Source organism: Roseomonas sp. WA12 (assembly GCF_054165765.1).
Window position 1 is genome coordinate 3873133 of the sequence record NZ_CM135108.1, and the last position, 20415, is coordinate 3893547.

The 20415-nt window shown below is 67.5% G+C and carries 15 protein-coding genes; 4 read left to right on the forward strand and 11 right to left on the reverse strand.

Going from position 1 to position 20415, the window contains the following annotated elements; translation table 11 throughout:
• Positions 1 to 30: 30 nt before the first annotated feature.
• Positions 31 to 1047, reverse strand: coding sequence for a phosphotransferase (locus ACVBD7_RS18420; protein ID WP_458094697.1), 1017 nt, complete (start codon positions 1045 to 1047; stop codon positions 31 to 33).
• A 130-nt stretch (positions 1048 to 1177) separates the two neighbouring features.
• Between ACVBD7_RS18420 and ACVBD7_RS18425 the strand changes: the two genes are divergently transcribed.
• Positions 1178 to 2461 (forward strand): amidase, encoded by a 1284-nt coding sequence (locus ACVBD7_RS18425; protein WP_458094698.1) that lies wholly within the window; start codon positions 1178 to 1180, stop codon positions 2459 to 2461.
• A 115-nt stretch (positions 2462 to 2576) separates the two neighbouring features.
• Here the strand turns inward: ACVBD7_RS18425 and ACVBD7_RS18430 are convergent, their stop codons facing one another.
• From ACVBD7_RS18430 to ACVBD7_RS18445, 4 genes are all read right to left on the reverse strand, one after another.
• Positions 2577 to 3692 (reverse strand): DUF3618 domain-containing protein, encoded by a 1116-nt coding sequence (locus ACVBD7_RS18430; protein ID WP_458094699.1) that lies wholly within the window; start codon positions 3690 to 3692, stop codon positions 2577 to 2579.
• Positions 3689 to 4084 (reverse strand): phage holin family protein, encoded by a 396-nt coding sequence (locus tag ACVBD7_RS18435; RefSeq protein ID WP_458094700.1) that lies wholly within the window; start codon positions 4082 to 4084, stop codon positions 3689 to 3691. The genes ACVBD7_RS18430 and ACVBD7_RS18435 overlap by 4 nt, the downstream gene beginning before the upstream one ends.
• Complete coding sequence (locus tag ACVBD7_RS18440; RefSeq protein ID WP_458094701.1) at positions 4081 to 4854, reverse strand: hypothetical protein; 774 nt, start codon at positions 4852 to 4854, stop codon at positions 4081 to 4083. Before ACVBD7_RS18440 ends, ACVBD7_RS18435 begins: the two co-directional genes overlap by 4 nt.
• Before the next feature lie 103 nt (positions 4855 to 4957).
• A complete protein-coding gene (locus ACVBD7_RS18445) occupies positions 4958 to 5446 on the reverse strand; it encodes an Lrp/AsnC family transcriptional regulator (protein WP_458094702.1) in 489 nt (162 codons plus the stop codon).
• Positions 5447 to 5558: 112 nt separating this feature from the next.
• On the opposite strand from ACVBD7_RS18445, the gene hppD reads away from it, so the two are divergent.
• Positions 5559 to 6671 (forward strand): 4-hydroxyphenylpyruvate dioxygenase, encoded by a 1113-nt coding sequence (gene hppD, locus ACVBD7_RS18450; protein WP_458094703.1) that lies wholly within the window; start codon positions 5559 to 5561, stop codon positions 6669 to 6671.
• A gap of 49 nt (positions 6672 to 6720) precedes the next feature.
• Here the strand turns inward: hppD and ACVBD7_RS18455 are convergent, their stop codons facing one another.
• Positions 6721 to 7908, reverse strand: coding sequence for a fumarylacetoacetate hydrolase family protein (locus tag ACVBD7_RS18455; RefSeq protein ID WP_458094704.1), 1188 nt, complete (start codon positions 7906 to 7908; stop codon positions 6721 to 6723).
• Positions 7909 to 8031: 123 nt separating this feature from the next.
• On the opposite strand from ACVBD7_RS18455, the gene ACVBD7_RS18460 reads away from it, so the two are divergent.
• On the forward strand, positions 8032 to 8916 hold the full coding sequence (locus tag ACVBD7_RS18460; protein ID WP_458094705.1) for an amidohydrolase family protein: 885 nt from the start codon (positions 8032 to 8034) through the stop codon (positions 8914 to 8916).
• 246 nt (positions 8917 to 9162) lie between these two features.
• Here the strand turns inward: ACVBD7_RS18460 and ACVBD7_RS18465 are convergent, their stop codons facing one another.
• The 5 genes from ACVBD7_RS18465 to ACVBD7_RS18485 form a co-directional block, all read right to left on the reverse strand.
• The gene (locus ACVBD7_RS18465) at positions 9163 to 10233 is read right to left on the reverse strand and encodes a hypothetical protein (protein WP_458094706.1); all 1071 of its coding nucleotides are present in this window, start codon (positions 10231 to 10233) and stop codon (positions 9163 to 9165) included.
• A 298-nt stretch (positions 10234 to 10531) separates the two neighbouring features.
• Entirely contained in the window at positions 10532 to 11596 is a 1065-nt protein-coding gene (locus tag ACVBD7_RS18470; protein WP_458094707.1) for a glycosyltransferase, read from the reverse strand.
• A 1-nt stretch (position 11597) separates the two neighbouring features.
• Positions 11598 to 15854 (reverse strand): glycosyltransferase, encoded by a 4257-nt coding sequence (locus ACVBD7_RS18475; protein ID WP_458094708.1) that lies wholly within the window; start codon positions 15852 to 15854, stop codon positions 11598 to 11600.
• Positions 15855 to 16116: 262 nt separating this feature from the next.
• Positions 16117 to 17214: a glycosyltransferase family 4 protein gene (locus ACVBD7_RS18480; RefSeq protein WP_458094709.1), complete on the reverse strand. Its 1098-nt coding sequence runs from the start codon at positions 17212 to 17214 to the stop codon at positions 16117 to 16119.
• A gap of 385 nt (positions 17215 to 17599) precedes the next feature.
• Positions 17600 to 19192 carry a DUF1800 domain-containing protein gene (locus tag ACVBD7_RS18485; protein ID WP_458094710.1) on the reverse strand — a complete coding sequence of 531 codons (1593 nt, stop codon included), beginning with the start codon at positions 19190 to 19192 and terminating at the stop codon, positions 17600 to 17602.
• A gap of 150 nt (positions 19193 to 19342) precedes the next feature.
• On the opposite strand from ACVBD7_RS18485, the gene ACVBD7_RS18490 reads away from it, so the two are divergent.
• A complete protein-coding gene (locus ACVBD7_RS18490) occupies positions 19343 to 20404 on the forward strand; it encodes a polysaccharide pyruvyl transferase family protein (RefSeq protein WP_458094711.1) in 1062 nt (353 codons plus the stop codon).
• The last annotated feature ends 11 nt before the right edge of the window (positions 20405 to 20415 follow it).

The following is a 20415-nucleotide window of genomic DNA, read 5'->3' on the forward strand; positions in this document are numbered from 1 at the left end:
TGCCCTTGGGGCCGGTATCGGGCATCGCCGTCACTCCTCGATCATGGCAGGGCCGAGCCGCGCCAGGCCTTCCAGCCCCGCCCGCGCGCCGGGCATGTTGCGCAGGATATAGGGCGCGTTCTCCGGCTGCCGCCGCGCGCGCCAATGGGTGATCAGCACCGTCATCGCCATGCGCGCGGCGATCAGCACGGGCAGCAGCGCCGCCTGTTCCTCCGGCAGATCGAGCACCGTGCGGTACCCCGCCAGAAACGCCGCGGGCCCGGCCAGCAGCGTATCCCCGGGCCGCACGAGATAGGCGCAGGCCGTCGCCACCTCCTGCAGCCGCGAGGCGCGCACCATGTCGCCGAAATCGATGATCCCCGACAGCGCGCCCGCCTCGTCCACCAGCACGTTGTGCGGGTTGAGGTCGTTGTGGATCACCTGGCCGGGAAGTGCTGCCAGCATTGCCGCAGCCTCCTCCTCGAACCGGTCCAGCGCCGCGGCGGCCAGCGCGCGGAGCCCCGCATCCTCCACATCGCTGAGGAAGGTGCGTAGCGCGGGCGCCTCCCGCAAATCCCAGATCAGGCGGCGCCCATCCGCCGGATGTTCGAAGCCCGCGAGCGCCCGGTCCAGCCGCGCCGTCAGCACACCCAGCTCGCGGGCGGAGGCAACCGCACCCGTCATCGGCCGCCCCGGCAGGTAGGTGAGCACCCGCAACAGGCAGGGCCGCCCATCATCGGCCGGATGGGAGAGGGCGGTTTCTCCGCCTCGCGCACGCAGCATCCGGGGCAACGGCAGGGCCGGATCGGCTCCCTCGAGATGCAGCAGCGCCTCGGTCTGGAAGCCAGTAATCGCCGCCTCCTCGTCGGGATGGGAGAGCTTCACCAGCAGCGGCGGCCCCTCGGCCCGATCCAGCCGGAAATTGCGGTCTCGCTCCCCGCCCAGCGGATGCAGTGTGCCTGTCAGGCCCCAATGCGCGGCCAGGGCCGCCGTCAGCGGGGCTGGAGCGATGGCGGGCGGTGCGGCCAGGATCAGTGGGTCGAGCAGCGGGTCGGGGAGCGTGGTCACCCGGCCGGTATAGCGGAGAGCGAAGGCCGGGGGAGCAAACTCCCCCAGACCCCCTCCTTTTTCTTCAAGTTCGGGGATCGCCGCTGCCGTCGGACTTCCCCCCGACCGTTCCGCGACCGAACATCCCGGGATGACCGACCTCACCGCCGCCGAAACCGCCCGCCGCCTCCGTGCCGGCACGCTGACCGCCGTCGCCGTCATGGAGGCCTGCCTCGAACGCGCCCGGGCCCGCGAGCCGGTGCTGCGTGCTTTCGCCCATCTGGACGCCGATGTTGCCCTCGCCGGCGCCCGCGCCGCGGATGCGCAGGCAGCCTCGGGCGCCCCCCTCGGCCCGCTGCACGGGCTGCCATTGGGCGTGAAGGACGTGCTGGATGCAGCAGGCTTTCCCTCCGGCTACGGCTCCCCAATCTGGGCGGGTTACGTGCCCCGTGCGGACTCTGCAGCGGTGGCACTGGCCCGCGCCGCGGGGGCGGTGGTGATGGGCAAGACCGTGACGACGGAATTTGCCACCCGCGAGCCCGGGCCGACCACCAACCCCGTCAACTCCGCCCATACGCCCGGCGGCTCCTCCTCCGGCTCTGCGGCTGGGGTGGCGGCGGGGCTGTTCCCGCTGGCCTTCGGCACGCAGACAGCGGGCAGCGTTCTGCGCCCGGCGGCCTTCTGCGGAATCGTCGGCTTCATGCCCACTCATGGCTCCATCCATCGCGCGGGCATGAAGGTGATGAGCGAATCGCTCGACACGATCGGCGCCCTGGCCAGCAGCGTGGAGGACTGCGCCCTGCTGATCGGCGCCGTGACTGGCCGCGACCTTGGCGACCCGACGGCGCGGCCAGACCGTGCGCCGCGGCTGCTGCTCGCCCTCGGCCCGCATGCCGGCCAGGCCGCGCCCGAGACCCTGGCGCTGATGGAACGCGCCGAGCGCGCCGCCACCGCCGCCGGGGCCACGGTGGTGCGGGGCGAGCTTCCGCCCGTCTTCACCGATGCCGCCGAAGTCCATCCAACCGTCATGAACATGGAAAGTGCCCAGGCTCTGGCCTGGGAACTGGAGCATCACCCGGATCGCGTCTCCGCTGTCCTGCGCGAGAAGCTGGAACCCGCCCGCGCCATGCCTGCCGAGGTGCTGGACAGGGCCCGTGCCACCTTCGCCGCCGCCCGCGCCGCCTTCCCGGCCGCCATCGCGGAGTACGACGCCGTGCTGACGCCGAGCGCCCCTGGCGAGGCTCCCGAAGGCCTCGGCTGGACCGGCGACCCGGCCTTCAACCTCCTCTGGACCGCCCTGCACGCACCGGCCGTGAGTGTGCCCGCCGGCACGGGCCCGCGCGGCCTGCCACTGGGCATCCAGATCGTCGCCGCGCCGGGCCGTGACCGCGACGCCCTGCGCTGGGCAGAATGGATGCGCCAAGCCCTAGCCTGACGAAAAATCCCCAGGCGAACCGCCTGGGGAGATCTCTCCGCGGGAGCCTACAGCAAGAAGATGAGGGAGGGCCCGGGAGGGAGAATTCTTTCTCCCTCCCGGAGGCAGCCCGCGCCTAGCCCTGGCCCGAACCGCCTTTGCCGTCCGGCCCTTCGGCGATGCTGCGCTTCGCCTCGTCCGCCACGCCGCGCAGCGCGTCACCGGCCGCACGGGTGATATCGCCGGCGGCCTTGCCGAGCGTCTCGCCCGCTGTGGAAAGCCCGCCCTGGTCCAGCCGGTTCTTCACCTCGGAATAGGTGTCGGCCACGCGTTCCTGCACCTGGCCGAGCCCCTCGCCGGCGCTGGCCTTCACGCTCTCATATCCCTCGCGGGCCGCGTCGCCGACGCGATCCGCCACCGCGTCGCGCGCCTCGCCCATCAGCCGGTCCTCGGCCTGGGTGCGCGGCAGGATGGCCCCGAGCGCCGCACCGAGCGCGAGCCCGAGCGCACCGAGGAGCAGCGGCTGCGCCCCCGCGAGATCCTCGACGCTCCGTGACACGCCGCGGGCCATGGAGGACGCCCCACCCTGCACCGAGTCGATTCCGCCGCCAACGACACCGGCCGCGTGATGGCCCAGGGCCCCGACCGCATGCACCGCCCGGCCAGCGGCGTCGGACACGCTGTCCGCAAGGTCGGACCCGGCCGCGGTGACGCGGGATGCCGCATCGCCCACGGCAGACCCGGCGCGGGAGACGGCGTCGCCCGCCGCCCCGGCCACCTGCCCCGCACGGTCCTGCACGGATTCCATCGCATCCGAGACCCGCGCCCGCGCGGTTCCCATTTGCCCGGTATCCGACCCACCATCCGCGCCGCCGACCGGCATGCTGCCGAGATAGGCCCCCTCATGGCGGGGCGCTGGCAGCAGCCGCTGCCCGGAGGCGGGGGCCGGGGCGGTGGTGGACGTCCCGGACCCGTTCTTCGACAGCAGCAGCCAGGCGATCCCGGCCCCGATCAGCGCGACCGGCAGCGGGTTGTCCCGCACCGAGGCGCCGAGATTGCGTGCGAACTCCGCGCCGCCCGATCCCCGCGCATATTCCGTCACCTGGTCCACAACCTGATCCATCAACTGGCCCGGCGCCAGCTTGCCGCGCAGCGCGTCCAGCGTGCCCGAGACATCCGCGCGGGTCCGCTCAACCTCGCTCTCGATCTGCCCGGGCGACTTGCTCCCGGGGTCCGTGCCCATCCCGCTCATCGCACCTGCTCCTTGGCGACCTCGGCGTCTCGCGACAGCTGCGCGACGGTCCGGTCGGGTGTGAGGTTGGAGGCCTTGAGGCGGCTCAGCCCGCCGCGCAGCACGGAGTAGCCGATCAGCGCGACGACGACCGCGACGATCAGCGCGGAGACGGTCGCGGAGAGATGGGCGTATTCCACCAATGCCGCGACGACTGCCTGCAGCAGCACGATCAGCGCCGCGAGCAGCAGCACGCCGCCCACTGCCAGCGAGGCGCCCGCCGCGCCCATGGTGGCCAGCTTCTCGCTAAACTCGGCGCGGGCAAGCTGCACCTCCTTGCGGACCAGCGTCGAGGTCTGGTCGACAAGGTCGCCGAGGAGGTCAGGGATGGAGCGATCGGTGTGCTGGCTCATAGCGGCGTTCCCGACCGGTCGCTTGGCTGCGGGGAGGCCGCGCCAGAGGAAGCGCCCGAGGTCACGCCGGGTGCCACCGTGGCGGGCTGATATGCCGGCGCCTCCGGCATGCTGCCCGGCATCGCGTCGCCCGGCCGGTGCGCCACAGCGCCGCCCAGCGAGGCCGCCGCCATCGTTGCCGGCCGTGGCACGTCGTCACCCCGCATCGGCACCCAGCCCGGAGCCGCATTCGGGCTGACCGAGACAGGGCCGCCATGCCGGCCCGCGCTGGCGGAGGCACTATCGGACGAGCTCTTGGCGAAGCGCGCCAGCGCGAAGCCCGCGATTGCCGCCACGCCGAAGAAAGCCGCCGGCTGCCGGCGGGCGAAATCCGTCACGTCCTGCACAAGCTGGCCCGCGCTGCGATCTCGCAGGGCCGCGGAAATGCCCTCCACGGAATCGGCCGCGGTGCGGACATGGCGAGCGATTTCCGGGGAGGAGGTTTCGAGGTCCTCCGCCGCATGGCGGATGGCCTGGGCAAAGCCAGTGGCCTGCTCGGCGGCGGCCTGCTTGCCCTGGTCAGCCAGCCCCTCCGCACGTTCCCGCGCGGCGTCGGCGATCTCCGCACCGGTGGAGGCGGCATCCTCGGCCGCGCCCGCCACCGTGTCCCGAACCGAGTCCGCGGCCTGTCCGGCCCCGGCCTGCAGCTTCGCGGCAGCAGCTTGGGCGTCGCCTTTGATGTCGGCCAAGGGATGGGTGGGGGGAGGCTGCGCTCCCGGCTTGTCGCTCATCGCATGCCTCCTGCTGGCGCACCCAACCGGGTCCGACACGCCACAGGGAAAGAACCGATTTGCGAGGAGAAGGTTCCATCCAAGGAAACGATAGAAGCGGCTTCTACCCCCGTCGCAGCGCCCCGAGCGGCAGGCGATTCGACTCCTTCAGCCGCTCCAGCACGATCGAGGACCGCACCCGCGCCACGCTCTCATGCGGCAGCAGCACGTCGTTCACCAGCGCCGAGAGATCCTTCAGATCCGGCACCACGGCCTTCAGCAGGTAATCGGCATCCCCCGTCATCGCATAGGCCTCCTGGACCTCCTCGAGGCGCGAGACGAGCTCGCGGAAGCGCTGGGCGTTGTCGCGGCTATGGGTGGCCAGCGTCACCTGCACGAAGACCAGCAGCCGCAGCCCGAGAGGCTCCGCCGCCAGCTCCACATGATAACCGCGGATCACCCCCGCCGCCTCCAGCGCCAGCCGCCGGCGCGAGCACTGGGACGGCGAGAGCCCGACCGCCTCCCCGGCCTGCTGGTTGGTCAGCCGCCCATCCCGCTGCAGCGCAGCCAGCAGCCGCAGGTCGATCGCGTCCAGCGTGACGGTTCCGTGCATGGCAGGAGCCTAACCCGCGAGAAGCGTGCATCCAACAGCCGAAACTTCCTGCTTTCGCACGCCTCTCGCGCCCGATGGCGCCTAGGCTGGACGCAATCAGAGGAGACTTCCCATGGGCCCCTTCCCCCACGATGCCCCCCGCGCCACCATCACCGAGCACAACCCGGCCGGCACCGATGGCTTCGGCTTCGTCGAGTATGCGAGCCCCGAGCCCGAGAAGCTCCACGCCCTGTTCCAGCAGATGGGCTTCACCGCCGTCGCCCGGCACCGTACCAAGCGCAGCACCCTCTACCGCCAGGGCGACATCAACTACCTGCTGACCGAGGAGCCCGGCTCGCACGCCGTGGAGTTCGCCGGCTCGCACGGCCCCTGCGTTCCCTCCATGGCCTTCCGCGTGGTGGACGCGCAGCACGCCTTTGACCACGCGCTGAAGAACGGCGCCGAGCCCGCGACCTCGGGCAAGACGCTGGACATTCCGGCCATCAAGGGCATCGGCGGGTCCTTGCTCTACTTCATCGACCAGTATGGCGAGGGCCGCTCCGCCTATGACGCCGAGTTCGAGTGGCTCGGCGCGCGCGATCCCTGGCCGACGGGCGCGGGCCTCTACTACATCGACCACCTGACCCATAATGTGTTCCGCGGCCGGATGGATTTCTGGTACGACTTCTACGCGCGCATCTTCAACTTCCGGCAGATCCGCTACTTCGATATCAAGGGCGAGTACACCGGCCTCTTCTCCCGCGCCCTCACCAGCCCGGATGGCCGCATTCGCATCCCGCTGAACGAGAGCGCGGATGACGAGAGCCAGATCGAGGAATATCTGCGCGCCTATAAGGGCGAGGGCATCCAGCACATCGCCTGCGGCTGCGACGACATCTACGGCACTATCGAGGGCCTGCGCGAGGCCGGCCTCAACTTCATGCCCGCCCCGCCCGACACCTATTACGACAGGGTGGACGCCCGCCTGCCCGGCCATGGCGAGAACCTGGTGCGGCTGAAGAAGAACGGCATCCTCGTGGATGGCGAGGGCGTGGTGGAGGATCGCAAGGCGCGGCTGCTGCTGCAGATCTTCTCTGCCAACGTCATCGGCCCCGTCTTCTTCGAGTTCATCGAGCGTAAGGGCGATGACGGCTTCGGCGAGGGCAACTTCCGCGCGCTGTTCGAGAGCATCGAGGAGGATCAGCTCCGCCGCGGCGTGCTCTCGGCGGCACCCGCGGCCGAGTGAGTCGCATGCGCGCCGCGCGGCCCCTTCCTGAGCCGCGCGGTGCGCCGTTCTAAACTGCCCCGAGCAACCCGCGCCGCGCCAGCGCCCGCATCAGCGCGCCCGTCCCGAAGGTCCAGGGCTCGCAATCGTCGGTCGAGCGCATGCGGTTGACCAGCGCGCCCAGCTTCGGCGCCGCGATGGTGACAGTATCGCCCATTGCATGGGTGAAGCCCTTGCCCGGCGCGCCACGATCCGCCACCGGCGCGAACATCGTGCCGAGGAACAGCACCGCGCCATCCGGATATTGATGATGCGGCCCGATCATCTGCGCCACGAGATCCTCGGGGTCGCGGCTGATCTGAGCGATGGAGGAGGACCCCTCCATCCGGAACCCATCCTCCCCTTCCACCACCAGCGTCACGGTGGTTTGCCGCACGTCGTCCAATGAGAAGGATGCGTCGAAGAGCCGCAGGCACGGCCCGAGCACGCAGGCCGCGTTGTTGTCCTTCGCCTTGCCCAGCAGCAGCGCGGACCGCCCCTCCACGTCGCGCAGGTTCACGTCATTCCCCAGCATCGCCCCGACGATCCGCCCGGTGGAGGACACCGCCAGCGCCACCTCCGGCTCCGGGTTGTTCCAGAAGGATTTCGGGTGCAGCCCCGCATCCATCCCCGTGCCCACCGCCGACATAGGCGGCCCCTTGGTGAAGATCTCCGCATCCGGCCCGATGCCCACCTCCAGGTACTGGCTCCAGGCCCCCTGGGCGATCAGCACCTCCTTCAGCCGCATTGCCTCCGCCGAACCCGGCTTCAGCCGCGACAGGTCGTCCCCCACCAGCCGCACCACCTCGGCCCGGATCGCCGCAGCCGCATCCGCATTGCCCCGCGCCCGCTCTTCGATCACCCGCTCGAGCATCGAGACCGCGAAGGTCACGCCCGCGGCCTTGATCGGCTGCAAGTCCACCGGCGCCAGGAGCCAGGGACGGCCCGCATCGCGCGCACCCGGCGGCGTGTTGGCCAGGATGTCGCCAATCGCGCCGATCCTTTCGCCCGTGGCGCCCGCCAACGCCGCCGCGGGATCCTGCCGCTCGCACAGTTCGCTGACCGTCAGGAAGCTCGCCGTCACGTCGATCACGTCATCGCCCCGCAGCGCGACGACGGAGGGCCCCTCCAGCTCAGGCCGCCAGACCCGGCCGACAAGGCAGGCCTCCCCCCGGTCGGCAGGCAGGACCTGGGCGGGATCGAGAACGAGACGGGGCATGGTCACCTCTGACGATTGGGGCGCGCGGGCCATTCTCAGCGCAGGACGGCATCTTGCGCCATCATCCCCGGCGCGGCACCCATGGCGAAAGACCGCCTGGTGGCGGCACGGGGGAGGGCAGCCATGGACCCCATCATCGACGCGCACCACCATATCTGGGCGCTGGCCCGCGTGCCTTGGCTCTCCGGCCCGCCCGTGCCGCGCATCTTCGGCGAGTACGGCGCCCTCCGCCGCGATTACGGGGCCGCCGAATTCATCGCCGCCGCAAAGCGCCGAGGGGTGGTGGGCTCCGTCTACATTCAGATCAACGTCGCACCCGGCGACGAGGTGGCCGAGGTGGAATGGGTGAAGGCCGAAGCCGCCACGCAGTCCTTTCCCATGGCCATCGTCGCCTTCGCCGACCTCGCCGCACCCGATGTGGCCACGGTGCTGGACCGCCAGATGGCCGCAGGCCCTATCGTCGGCATCCGCCAGCAGCTCCACTGGCACGAAACGCCCCTCTACCGCTTCGCCCCGCGCCCGGACGTGATGAATGACCCCGCCTGGCGCGCCGGCCTCTCCGAGGTGACGCGCCGCGGCCTTGCCTTCGACCTGCAGGTCTTCCCCGGCCAGATGGATCACGCGCTGCGCCTCGTGCAGGACTTCCCGGAGACGCGCTTCATCCTGGAGCATGCCGGCATGCTCCAGGACCGCAGCCCGGAGGGCTGGGCGCAGTGGCGCGAGGGGATGCGCGCCTTGGCGGGCTGCCCGAACATCGTCAGCAAGCTCTCCGGTCTCGGCACCTTCGAGCGGACCTGCTCCGTGGAGCTCTGGAAACCCGTGGTTGAGGAAACGCTGGGCTTCTTCGGCCCCGAGCGCTGCCTGTTTGGCAGCAACTATCCCATCGAGATGCTGTGGACCCGCTATGACGAGCTGCTGGATGTGATGCTGGAATGCCTATCCGGCCTCACCCCGGCCGAGCGGCACGCCGTGCTGCACAATACGGCGCGGGCGACCTATCGGCTTTGAGCGGACCTGTGGCGCTATCCGGCCCCAAGGGAGCTCTGCCCCCCTGGACCGCTCGACGGGGAGCCTGAGGCTCCCCGGACCCCACCATCTTGTTTCAGGGGTCGCACCGAGGGTCCACGACCCTCGGCGACGGCCTCATACGTCGTCGTGGCTGAAGAGCCTTGTTTGCGTGAACAGGGCCGGTACCTGCCGTCCTCCGGCACTCGTCGATTTGGGCAGCGAAGTCGTTGACGTCCGCGGTGGCTTTCACGCCTCGCTCGCCATCGCCGGCCCGGCACCTTCCGTCCCGAAATAGTCGACAAGATTGGCGAGAAGCAGCCGGCGCCCCGCAACCCCTACCCGGGCTGCCGTTTCCAGCACGCGCTCCAACGACGGCATCTCCGCCCCTGCATGCCCCTCAATGGTGCGGATGCACAGTCCGGCAAGCTGCGCGGCCTCAAGGCTATGGGTCAGCTCGCCGAAGAGCGCAGGCTGCAGAGGGTCGGCGTCGCGGGACGCCCGCTTGAACATCGTGACACCCGCCTCCCAGCAGGCCAGCGCCGCCGACACGTCACCGGAGCGCCACTCCATCCATCCGGCCATGAGCAGCGACCTGGAGGCGGACCTCGCTAGTGTCGCGTAGCTCGTCCGACTATCCGCCAGGGCCAGCACCCGTCGCAATGTGCTGCGCGCCGCTTCCACCTCTCCTGCTGCCAGCTCCAGGTGCCACTGCGCACTCAGAAGCGAGATTTCCCGGTGCTCGCGATTACGCCTCGGCTGTATGTCCAAGGGCAGGCGTGGGAGCCAGGAAAAGGCCGTTCGCAACGCTGCACGCGCCCGTGCCACCTGCGCCGACCCACCGATCTCCACTGCCTCATAGGCAAGAACAAGCACGGCACTGATCCGGCGCTCCCTCGGCGTCCGGAAAAACCGCACAACCTGCTCCGCCAGGAAGTAGCGCATCCGCCCGCTCTCCCAATGTTGGGCGCGATGCTCAGGCAACTCCGTGCGGGTCTCGCGGCCTTGAGGGAACAGGCGCGCCAGCTGCCTTTCGAGATCGCCTGCGAATGCCACCTCCTCCCCCGCGCCGGCAGGGAGAACCGAGATGCCGTGGAGAGGGCAATCCGGCGGTGGCAGCGGCAGTGTGGCCAGAAACACCCCGTCCTCGGCCACCCGCAGCGCATCGCGACGCAGCGGCAAGGCCGGCACCGGCGCGGCCGGCCGGTCAAAGCCGACCAGCGCCAGCACCGCCTCCTCATCCGCCCCGGGCCCAAGCGTCAGTCGCAGCGTGAGCTGGCCATCGAAGAGTTCCGCATCGAGGATCGTCATGCGCGTCATTCAATGCACTCCATTCCTGCCACGCACGGTCCCGCAAGAGAGAGGGGCGTCCACTCGCCACAGACGCCGTGTAAACTGCAGATCATGGAGCCGCCGAGAGAGAATGACTGGCGCGCGTTACTACACAGGCGGCCCACCTGTTATCCGACCCGGAAGCAGTGGTGCCGCTTGCGCCTGCGATCTTGGAACGCGCAGGTCGCGGCACAAATCCAAATCCAGGCCCGTTATGCCGACGTCCACGCGAACCAGCGCTCTACCACGGAGGTAGGGGCCGCCCCATCACCAAAGCGTTGGCACTTCAAGGGGCGCCGGCCATCGCCAGCATCTGGTCGTAAAGGCCCCCGAGCTGCCGGCTGATCCGATGCGGGTGCAGGTATCGGGCGCGCTTCAGCAAGGCGCGGCGCAGTTCCTGCACCTCCTCCGTGCCGAGCGCCATGGCGTCACGCACCGCGCGCTGAAAGTCCTCTGTGGAATCCGGCTTGAAGAGGAAACGCTGTGCCTCCACCGGCAGCACCTCGCGCATCGGCATCGTCGCTGGACCCACCACGATCGTTCCCACGCTCAGCGCCAGGAGCGCGACACCCGAGGTCAGGAATCGCTCATAGGGCAGCGCCAGGCAGCGGGCGGAGCGAAGCAGCGTCGGAACCTCCGCGTCCGGTATGCTCCGCACATCCCAGACGATGTCCTGCCTGGGTGCGTACTGCTTCCGAAGCTCGGGAAGGTAGGGATCATCCCGGATAGGCTCGCCGCTGATCCGAAGGATCGCCTGCTCGCCGGCGAGGAACTCGGCCGGCAGCATGTCGATCAGCCGTCCCAGGCCCTTGTACCGGCGCAGCTTTCCGAAAGCCAGGATCTGGCGCGCCGTCGGCACCTCCACAGCGCGCTCAGTCGCCTCCTCCGGCTCGTAGACGCCGAGATAGGAGGGATGCGGGAGGAAATACAGCTTGCGGCGATCGAGCCGGACCTGCGCCGAGAGGACGTTGATCCCCTCCGTGTTGTGCACAATGATCCGCTCGCTCGTCGAAGCCAGGACTTCCCGGATATACTGGAATACCTCCGGGTACTCGAGCTCGTGCGGCATGCTGTTGTGCACCGTCCAGAGGATCCGCCCTCCGGATTCGACGAACTCCCTCAGCCGTCGCACGAAGTAGTCCGCCGCTGCGCGCGCCTCGGCAGCTGTGCGCCGCCCGCGAACGACGTGCTCCTCCCAGTGAACATGGACGAGAGCCCGTCCGTCCGCAGCAAGCCCCGCAATGCCGTCGTCGATCGTTCCCTTCACGCCCTCGTACCGGCCCTCCAGCGCAGAGTAGAGTGCGGACTGATAGGGATTGTCCCGGTACAGGGTGCAGTTGATGATCTGCACCTCAGTCGTTCCCCTTCGACGGAAGGATGATGGCCGGAGCCTTAAACTCGCGCTCCAGCTGCGGGAACGGCAGATAGGCCGGCCCTCCCGCAACGATCCGGGCGTGGAACTCCTCGGAGTGGCGGTGATACACCTGTCGAGGCTCGGTGAAGCCGGTGCGGGACACACCGAACTCCTCGCTCGCGGTCAGGGAGTCGGAGCGCGCCCGCCCGAAGAGCAGCGGCCAGCGCAGCCTGGGTACAGCGTTCTCGCCGAAAACGAGGCCCATACGCTGTATGAACTCCAGGTCGGCTGCGATCCGCACGCTGTCGAAGAATCCCAGCCGGTCCATCACGGGTGCCCGCCGGAATACCAGCGAGATGCAGCAACGGTGCGAGATCTGCCCGCCCGCCTTGATGACGATGTCACCATCCGTGGTCATGCGGAGCCAGTCGGTCGTCAGGCCCATGACCTCCGGATGCCGCATCAGCACTCCCACGCTGCAGGCAATCCGGTCCGGATGGGACCAGTCATCGGAATCCTGCAGCGCGATGATCTCGCCCTGGGACTGCAGTATCCCAAGGTTCTTGCTCACATAGGTTCCGTCGTTGGTGGATTTCAGGATGACCTTCACCCGCGGGTCGGAACGCTCAATTTCCATCAGCAGGTCGGGGGTTGCATCCGTGCTGGCGTCATCGACGATGATCAGCTCCAGGTTGCGATAACTCTGCTGCAGGATCGAGCGCACCGCCGTGGGAAGGTAACGGGTGACGTTGTAGGACGTCATGATCACCGACACCTTCGGGCCATCAAAAACCGGCTGCGGCACATCCTCCCCGACGGGATAGATCCCGGTGCCCATCAAGGAGTCGAACGGATCATGCCCATAGCGGCGATCGATCCGCACGGACTGCGCGCCCACTCGCCCAAACATCGGGTCGAGATGCGATAGCCCCATGCTCGTATCGCCCGTCTTGTGCGCGACCGAATAGAGGAAGAGCGGCATCTCGAGCGGGAACGCCTCCAGCCCGCCGTTCATGTACACCCAGGAAACATGGAAGAACGCCGTCTCGTGCCGGCCGAGTTCCTGGTGTGCCGCAGCCATCAGCAGCCGCAGTTCCAGGTCACGGGGATAGAGCTTTAGATACCGCTCTCCCAGCGCCGTTGCCCGCTCGAACTCCCCGACGAAGAAGAGGCTGCGCACGGACTCGCGGCGAAGCTCCATATCCTCGATATCCGCGTACCGAAGAAGAAGTGCCTCCGCATCCTCGAACTGCCCGACGGCCCGCATGGACTTCAGGGCCGCCACGATGAGGCGCGCATCCTTCTCCGCCTCGGACATCGTGCCGAACCAGCGGAGCACGCCCTCCTCGTCGCCCCGCAGCTGCGCAATCCGTACCAGCAACGCCTTTGGCTCGCGCCAGTCCGGCCGCTCCTTGGTGAGTTGCTCGAGGATGATCGACGCCTCGTCGAGCATGCCCTTCATCACCGCCGCCCGGGCATAGTCGAACCGCACCTCCACTGATGCCGGCGCCTCGAACAGGGCTTTCTGCCGCAGGTTCATCAGCCAATCGAGCAACTCGGTCGCGCGGGCCTTCGGGCGCAGGGGGTTCTGCTTGATCGCGTCCAACTCGGCGGCCATCAAGCGTTCGCGCAGCTTCGCATCCTCTGGCTTGAGTGCGAGCGCCCGCTCCATCAGCGCGATCGCAGGATCAAGTCGCCGAAGCCGGCGCTGCATGTTCGCTGCCAGGTTCAGGGCGTCGAAGTCATCCGGCTTGCGCTCGATCGCAGCCTCGGCGAACCGCAGCGCGGTCACATGGTCGCTCAGATGGTCGGCCGTCCTCGCCACGGCCAGCAGCATCGTCTCGTCCTGGAAGCGCGACGGTGGAAGTGCGATCAGGCCTGGCAACAGCAGGAAGAGCGCGTTTCGCTTCGACATCTCCGCTGCCAGCGCGACGATGTTCATCCCCTGCCGGTCGCACTCCCGTACCACTTCCATCAGCTGGTCAGCCGGAATGAAGGCGAGTGCGAGCACCTCGATCGCGAGGCGCATCTGCTGCCCACCTTCGGCGCCCGCCCTGGCGTTGCTGAGCGCCGTCAGAAGAAAGCCAACGGGCCGCCCGCGATCATGCAGGAGACGAAAGAGCTGTTCCTGCACCCAGGGGTTCACCCCGGCGAGCGCCGGAAGCGGCTTGTCCGGCCGCCACGCGGCTGCGGCCTCCAGCAGCCGGACCGCGGGCGAGAGATCCTGGCCTTTGGCCAGCTTCGCAAGGTGCTCAGACGCCTGTGCCACATCCCCCTGCGCGAGTGCGATGCGCCCGGCCAATTCGGCCGCCTTCGGGCTGTCCGGCACATAGCGGTCGCACCGCCCCACGATCGCGGCAGCCTCTGCAAAGCGCCCCGATACGGCATGCAGCTCCGCAAGGAGGCACCACCCGTCCACCAGCACCGGCACATCCGCAAGAATGCGGCGAAGAAGGTTCTGAGACTCCCGGTTACGGCCGCGCGCGGCAAGGAAGTGACTTCTCCCCACCTCGGGCGACTGCTTCTTCAGGACGTCCTGCACGGTCTCCCTGGTAACGCGGCCAGCGATCGGCAGCCGTACCGGCTCCTCGCCGAACCCGGCCACGGTGATCGTTCCTGCATAGGCGAAGCCGTCGTTCTGTATCACCGGGATCGTGAACGTCGCCTGCGGCGGCTCACCAGTGAACAGGATCTCTGGCGGGGGATCGGCGGGCGAGAGTGCCCCCAAGTCCAGCGTTCCCCTCATCGGGCCGCGGGCCTCCGCCCGCTCCAGGCGCACGCGATACCGCCGGCCTTCCCTGGCCTCGACAGTGAAGGGCGACCTCCAACCCGGATGATGACTGGCCAGCTCCGCCAGGGCTCTCAGGCTTGCATGGACCTGCGCCTGCCGGGGGTCCGGCTCCCCATCGGCCACCGGCCCGAGAGCAGCCTCCACAATCCGGGGATCGAGCGCATAACGGATCAGGTCGCCTGGCCAGCTGACCGGTCCGCTACCGGGCCGCCCGAACATCGCGGTGAGAAGCTGCAGACTCTCCTCGCCCAGCGCTGCGTTGGTCACGTGGCGGAGCGACTTACCGGCCCAGAGAGGAGTCAAGACCTCCCGCTCGAACTCGGGAGACAGGAAGAACCGCTTCATGCAGGCCAGGTAGCCATCCGCCACCGCGGCGTTCAGATCGTCCTGCTTTGTGGGTGCCCGACCCAGGATGAAACGGAAGAGGGTCTCGATGCCGGTGACCGACACTGGCGCGGTGAACATCGGATGTTTAACGAAGGGGTCCGCTCTTCCGACCGTCTCGGTTGCTTGCTGCCGTAGCAGTTTCAATTCGACGAGACGCTTCTGCGTTTCCGCCACGCGTCCATGCGATGCGAAGGCAGGGTCGTCGAGATTGAGGTCGGAATCGCTGCCCGAGACAAGGCCGAGCAGGAAGCGCCCCCAGCTTTCCGGCACTACGGTCCGCGCCACTTGCTTCGTCCGGCTGAACAGGCTTCTGGCAAGCACCTGAAGATCAGGCGGAACCTGCTCGCCGAACACTGCCTCCTGCGGCACCGGCCGTCCTTCGGAAAGGGCGCGAAATACATCCGCACCTGTCTCAAGGATGAGCGAACGCGCGAAGAATACCGCATCCTCACCCGAAGTGGCGGAGACCTGGCCCGTCTCTCCGCAGATCATGCGCCGGATCATATTCCGGTCCACCGCGGTCGCGCGCTTATCCTGGGTGGGCGCGGCGGCCCGGGCCTGCTCTTCAGAAGCAGCTGGCGATGACACGGCTGTCGGAGCAACCCGCACTGGGCCGGCCTTTGGCGGTGCAGGGGCAATTGATGTCGGGGCAGGCTTCCTCAGCGGCGGCATGGGCATAGAATGGGCCGAAGCCTGAGCGGTAGGCACCGGCGCAAAGCCAGCCGCGACCGGCAACGGAACAAGCGCCGCGACCTTAAGAAGCGTGTCCAGCTTCGTCTCGGTTCGCTCCCACTTGCCTCCGGGCAGCACGCGGTTCAGCCAGGACGTCACACCGGGTTTGAACGTCTCGCGACCAAGCTTGGAGTTCGTGTCCCTCTCGGCCAGCTGTGGCAGGATTTCGCGGCGGAACTCGGCGGATCTGGAAACGTGCAACAGAACGTGCCGGATCGTCCGGCCCGCATGGAAGGCAATGTCCGCCTCCTTCGAAAGCTTCCGGTTCAGGACGAGCTCGAAGATGGTGACGATGTCGTCGGGCAGTGCCTCTGAGTCGAGGATGGAAGCGGTAGCCGTATTCATCGTGCTCACCGGAGATGCCGCCAGTGCAAATTAACCTGAGACACTTAGCCGCGACAACACGGTGCACGGATGGAGTCTGGACAAGGAGCCGGACCAAGATGCCGTTTGGATGGGCAGGCCGATCTCAAAATCCGCGGACAGTCTCTGGCCTTACGTGTTAGCGTCGGCCAAACGTCACCGGTGAGACAGGTCACTTGGTCGGGGATCACGGCCGTACCGTGCTGTCGCATTGCGTGACCCGCCCCTGCACCCGGCCTTCCTCTCATTCGTGTACGAGCGCTGCCTGCTGGGACAACGCCTTCTTCCTCTCGCGCCGCGCCACCACGCGCTGCTTCCATGGGATTCGCTTCGCCACGAACTCGTCAAAGAGAGTTCCCATTTCCTGGATCCGGTTCGGCCCGTGGACTGTCTCGGCGTATTCCCGCGCTGCTCTGGACATCTCGGCCAGCCGGGCGGGGTCGTTCAGGATGGCGAGCACCGCATCCCTGATCTCCGAATCATCATCGACGAGCTGGACAAAGGACTCGTTCGCATAGGCCTTCCCCAGCGTGCTCCGCAAAGCGACCATCGGTGTTCCGCAAGCGAAGGCCTCCGCCGAGACCCGAGGGACACCTTCCCAGAAGGATGGATGAACCAGGAGCTTCGACTGGCACATGACGGGGAAGACGTCCTCGTGGGCAACTCGCCCGAGGAAGTGAACATTGGGCCGCCCTGCCGCCGCGGCTTGGATTTCCTCGAGCGTGGAGCCGTTCCCTGCAAAGGCGATGGAAACATCGTCGAAAAGCGGAATGAGCGCCTTCTGGTTCTTCCGCGGATTAAAGGAGCCAACGACACAGACATCGTAGATGCGCTCCGGCCGCCCGACCTTCTCGATCAACGACCAGAAAACCAGCTTGGGCATCAGCTGAAGCAGCGGCTCCTTCAGCTTCGGCCGATCCTCGAGCAGCCCGATCTGCGCCTTGTACTCAACGAAGAACATATCCATCAGGTTGATCTGCTTCGACTTCAGACCGCCGCCGAGAATGGTTCCGTAGACGACGGTTGGCGGAAGCACGGCAGCCAACTGGTCGATAATCGCGAAGCCGATATTCTTGAAGACGACAACATCCGGCGCATACTCTCGCGCTGCCTCGACGAGATCCGAGGAGAACTGCATGTGCTTCGGGGCCGTCCGGTCATCCACTCGGAAGGTTTGCATCAGGATGTCATCGACCGTCCGCGTATCAGGCTTTCCGCGGGTCATCGTGAACATGCTCAGCGGGTATCCCAGATCCCGCAGAACCCGGGCGAAGGCCTGCTCACGCGGCGCCGTCTCGCGGTTCGTCACGAAGCACTGAACAAATAGAACCTTCGGCTTCATCTCTGGTTCAGACCTCATGTTTCGTTCTGTCGAATAACCTGTTCGGAGCCGTTGCGGATACGGCCGGCCAGGATCCTGCAAATAATTCTGGCAAAGTCCCGAGAAGGAGACAGCAAAATACTCCGTTGGCCGATGGTCATAAGCCGCCCCTTCCCCGAGCGATTACCGGGGCCTTGTTGGTCATGCCTGTCGCATCGGACCGACATGCAGTGCCGCCGGGCAATACGGCAGAAGTCGTTGGCTTGGACAGTCCGGGAGTTGGCGCATGCTAACATTCGGACCGGCACGGCTTCCGGTGCTGGGCTGGTGCGGCCCTCGTTGACCACCAAGCGCGAGGCCCGGTCCATCGGCAATCACGTGCTCGCTGGCTCATCACACGCGCTTTCTACCGCCTCTGGAATTCCGGCGAGAGAAGAAGCAAGGAAAGCGCTTGCCGCCCGTCGGCCGCCCGCTCCACCGTTCGGCGCGTCTCTGGGCTCGCCGCCGCGCCGAGGGCCGCCTCAAGCAGGGCCCGCGCATCGGTCGTCGCCGGCAGCCGGGCCGTCAGTTCGGAAGCCCAGTCAAGGCGCGTCTTGATCGAATCCGGTGCTGCCCAGGCCTCGTCCTCCGCTGGCCAGCCCTTGGGGGAAGGTGCCGCCCAGAATGGCTGCCCCATGGTCTGCAGCGCCCGCAGCACCTGCGGCTGTGGCGGTAGGCCGCCCAGCAATCGCGCGGTCGCAAAGACGAGTTCAACGGGAGAGCGAACTTTGCGCGGCGCACCCCAGGCCTCCGCATCCGTCACCAGCGCCCGCGTCACCGCGTCCAGGTCGCCGCCGCTTCGGAGAAACACCCCGGCCACGCGCTCCTCGAGCCCTGGCAGACCATGGCCCACGAAGTGGCGTACCATGCGGCGCGAGACATGCCGCGCCGTTGCTGGATGGCGCGCGAGGTCGTCCAACACTGCCAGCGCCTGATCCGGCCCCTCCTGGGCATAGGTCTTGCCCAGCACGGTTTGCGGACCAGGCTCGTGCCGGTCAGCAAAGAAGCCCACCCGTGGACCGGCAGCCCCGTTCGCCACCTCCATGCTCCAGCCTGAGAGCACCTTGGCCATCGCAACAACGTCGGCCTGGCCATAGCCTCCGTCCACCCCGATTGTGTGAAGCTCCAGAAGCTCTCGCCCAAGGTTTTCGTTCAGGCCGCGCCGCCCGCGCGACCGAACCCCGAGCGCAGAACCAGGCCCGACCGAGTTTCGGTTGTCGAGGTAGAACAACATCGCCGGGTGCAGAACGGCCGACCTTAAAAGGTCACCGAACATCCCCAACATGTGCGGACGAATCGCTTCCTGATCCATCAGCCCGATGAAGAACCCCACGGCACCGCCGCTGCTGACGGTGAAATGGTCCATCCAGAACAGGGACAGCCGTTCGCGCAGATGGGCCCCGGTTGTGGTAGCCACGTCGAGCCGCGCCTTGAATGCCTGCTCGACGACATCGGCGAAGCTCGGCCGAGCAACCTGGTCTGCGATCTGCGCCGATGTCGCGCCGGCGGCAATCGCCCGAGCGCGCCCGCGGCGGACTGCCTGCCAGCGGGTGAAGTGACCGACCGCCTGTTCCGATGTGAGCGCGAGCCCCGGCGCGGGCTGGCCCGAGCCGTCCGCCAGGGTCGACAGTACCCAGCCGCGCGGGTCCGCCGCCACGGCGCGGTGCTCACCGGGTGCCGCGCCGAGCCCGAAGCCGTTCAGTGCCCTCAGGCTCACCTGGGCTGCGACAGACATGGAGGCTTCTCCGCTGGAACAGGCACCCTGGCGCGCGAATGACGTCGGGTTGCATTGCAACACGATTCCCGCGGCCAGTCCTACTGAAAGCGACGAATACTCCGGCCGGGCCAGCAGCTCAGGGAACGAAACCAAACCACGCCCCAAGGGCAGAGCTGGCACAGCAAACCCGAACCGTCCGGCGAAGCAGACCCACTGCATCAAGGGGCCGGGTGGCGGCGTCATGGACAAAACGGCTTTGAAAGGTTAGCGAGAGCCATCACCTGCGGTAGTCGGGGGCTTTCGGGCGTGCTGCGGTGCCTGGTGACTCGGCCCAGACGCTATCAGGCTTCACAACTCCCGCTCACCGCTAGCTAGGTCGAGAGATTGTCGAGCATGGCGAAGTACCTGAATGCCGGAGACACCGATGGCGACACCCGTCCAGTCATCGGGCTGGGCGGCTTTTTCGGCTACGGCAATTACGGCGACGAGCTGTTCCTCGAAGTGTTCAAGGAACATCTCGGCACGGAATTCCGGCTGCAGGTGCTGCCCGATACGCTGGACAAGCCCTACTTCTCCGTCCCTGTCGAGGAGCGGATTCAGGAGGTGGACGCCATCCTCATCGGAGGAGGCGATCTCGTCCTCCCCTGGTCCATCGACTCCCGTTATTTCAACTCCGTCTACCTGCAGAAGCCGGTTTTCCTCGCCGGCCTTGGCGTGCCGATCCGTGCGCAGGGCACCGCGAACCAGGTCGAGAAGCCGCATATCATCGCGCGCCACCGGAATTTCTTTCAGCACGAGAACATCCGTTTTCTGAATGTGCGCGATGGCCAATCGGCCAATTGGATCCGGTCGAAAATCGACCCGAAAGTCGAGATCATCGAGTCACCGGATCTCGTATGCGGCCTCACGCTTCCCGCTGTGCAGAAGCCGGGGACGCCGATCCTTGGCATCGTTACGCGTCACCGTCCCGGCCATGACCAGGACGACGATTACTCGAAGCTCGTCGAGCTTGGTAATTACGCGATCTCGCAGGGCTGGAAGGTCCGTCACATCATTCTTGGAACCGGCCGGGTCGGCCAGGTCGATGTGGTGAACGCCGAGCGCGTGCCCATCCCCGGCAAGGAAGTTGTGTACAGCGAGAGTCTCGACGACCTCAGCCGCGCCATCGGCGAGTGCTCCGCCCAGGCCAGCATGAAGTTTCACGGAAGCGTCGTCGCCACCATGTACGGCGTGCCTTCCATGGTGCTCGTTCCGACGAGCAAGAACCGCAACTTCATGCGGCGCATGGACCGGAACGACCTTCTCTGCCGCTTCGATTCCCCCGAGTTGGTGGACCGCTTCAAGCCGTTCCCGGAGCCGATAGATCCTGCTTGGGTGGAGCGGCTGCGCGACGGCGCTGTGGATATGCTGACCCAGCTCCGGAACGCCATCGGTGCAGCCCTGGCGCAGCGCTGATGGCTCGGGAC

Coding starts and splice junctions, on each gene's coding strand:
- ACVBD7_RS18425 (WP_458094698.1), top strand. CDS start 1,178: ATGACCGACCTCACCGCCGCCGAAACCGCCCGCCGCCTCCGTGCCGGC.
- ACVBD7_RS18445 (WP_458094702.1), bottom strand. CDS start 5,446: ATGCACGGAACCGTCACGCTGGACGCGATCGACCTGCGGCTGCTGGCT.
- ACVBD7_RS18435 (WP_458094700.1), bottom strand. CDS start 4,084: ATGAGCCAGCACACCGATCGCTCCATCCCTGACCTCCTCGGCGACCTT.
- ACVBD7_RS18430 (WP_458094699.1), bottom strand. CDS start 3,692: ATGAGCGGGATGGGCACGGACCCCGGGAGCAAGTCGCCCGGGCAGATC.
- ACVBD7_RS18480 (WP_458094709.1), bottom strand. CDS start 17,214: ATGAAGCCGAAGGTTCTATTTGTTCAGTGCTTCGTGACGAACCGCGAG.
- ACVBD7_RS18465 (WP_458094706.1), bottom strand. CDS start 10,233: ATGACGCGCATGACGATCCTCGATGCGGAACTCTTCGATGGCCAGCTC.
- ACVBD7_RS18440 (WP_458094701.1), bottom strand. CDS start 4,854: ATGAGCGACAAGCCGGGAGCGCAGCCTCCCCCCACCCATCCCTTGGCC.
- ACVBD7_RS18485 (WP_458094710.1), bottom strand. CDS start 19,192: ATGACGCCGCCACCCGGCCCCTTGATGCAGTGGGTCTGCTTCGCCGGA.
- ACVBD7_RS18455 (WP_458094704.1), bottom strand. CDS start 7,908: ATGCCCCGTCTCGTTCTCGATCCCGCCCAGGTCCTGCCTGCCGACCGG.
- ACVBD7_RS18460 (WP_458094705.1), top strand. CDS start 8,032: ATGGACCCCATCATCGACGCGCACCACCATATCTGGGCGCTGGCCCGC.
- ACVBD7_RS18475 (WP_458094708.1), bottom strand. CDS start 15,854: ATGAATACGGCTACCGCTTCCATCCTCGACTCAGAGGCACTGCCCGAC.
- ACVBD7_RS18490 (WP_458094711.1), top strand. CDS start 19,343: ATGGCGAAGTACCTGAATGCCGGAGACACCGATGGCGACACCCGTCCA.
- hppD (WP_458094703.1), top strand. CDS start 5,559: ATGGGCCCCTTCCCCCACGATGCCCCCCGCGCCACCATCACCGAGCAC.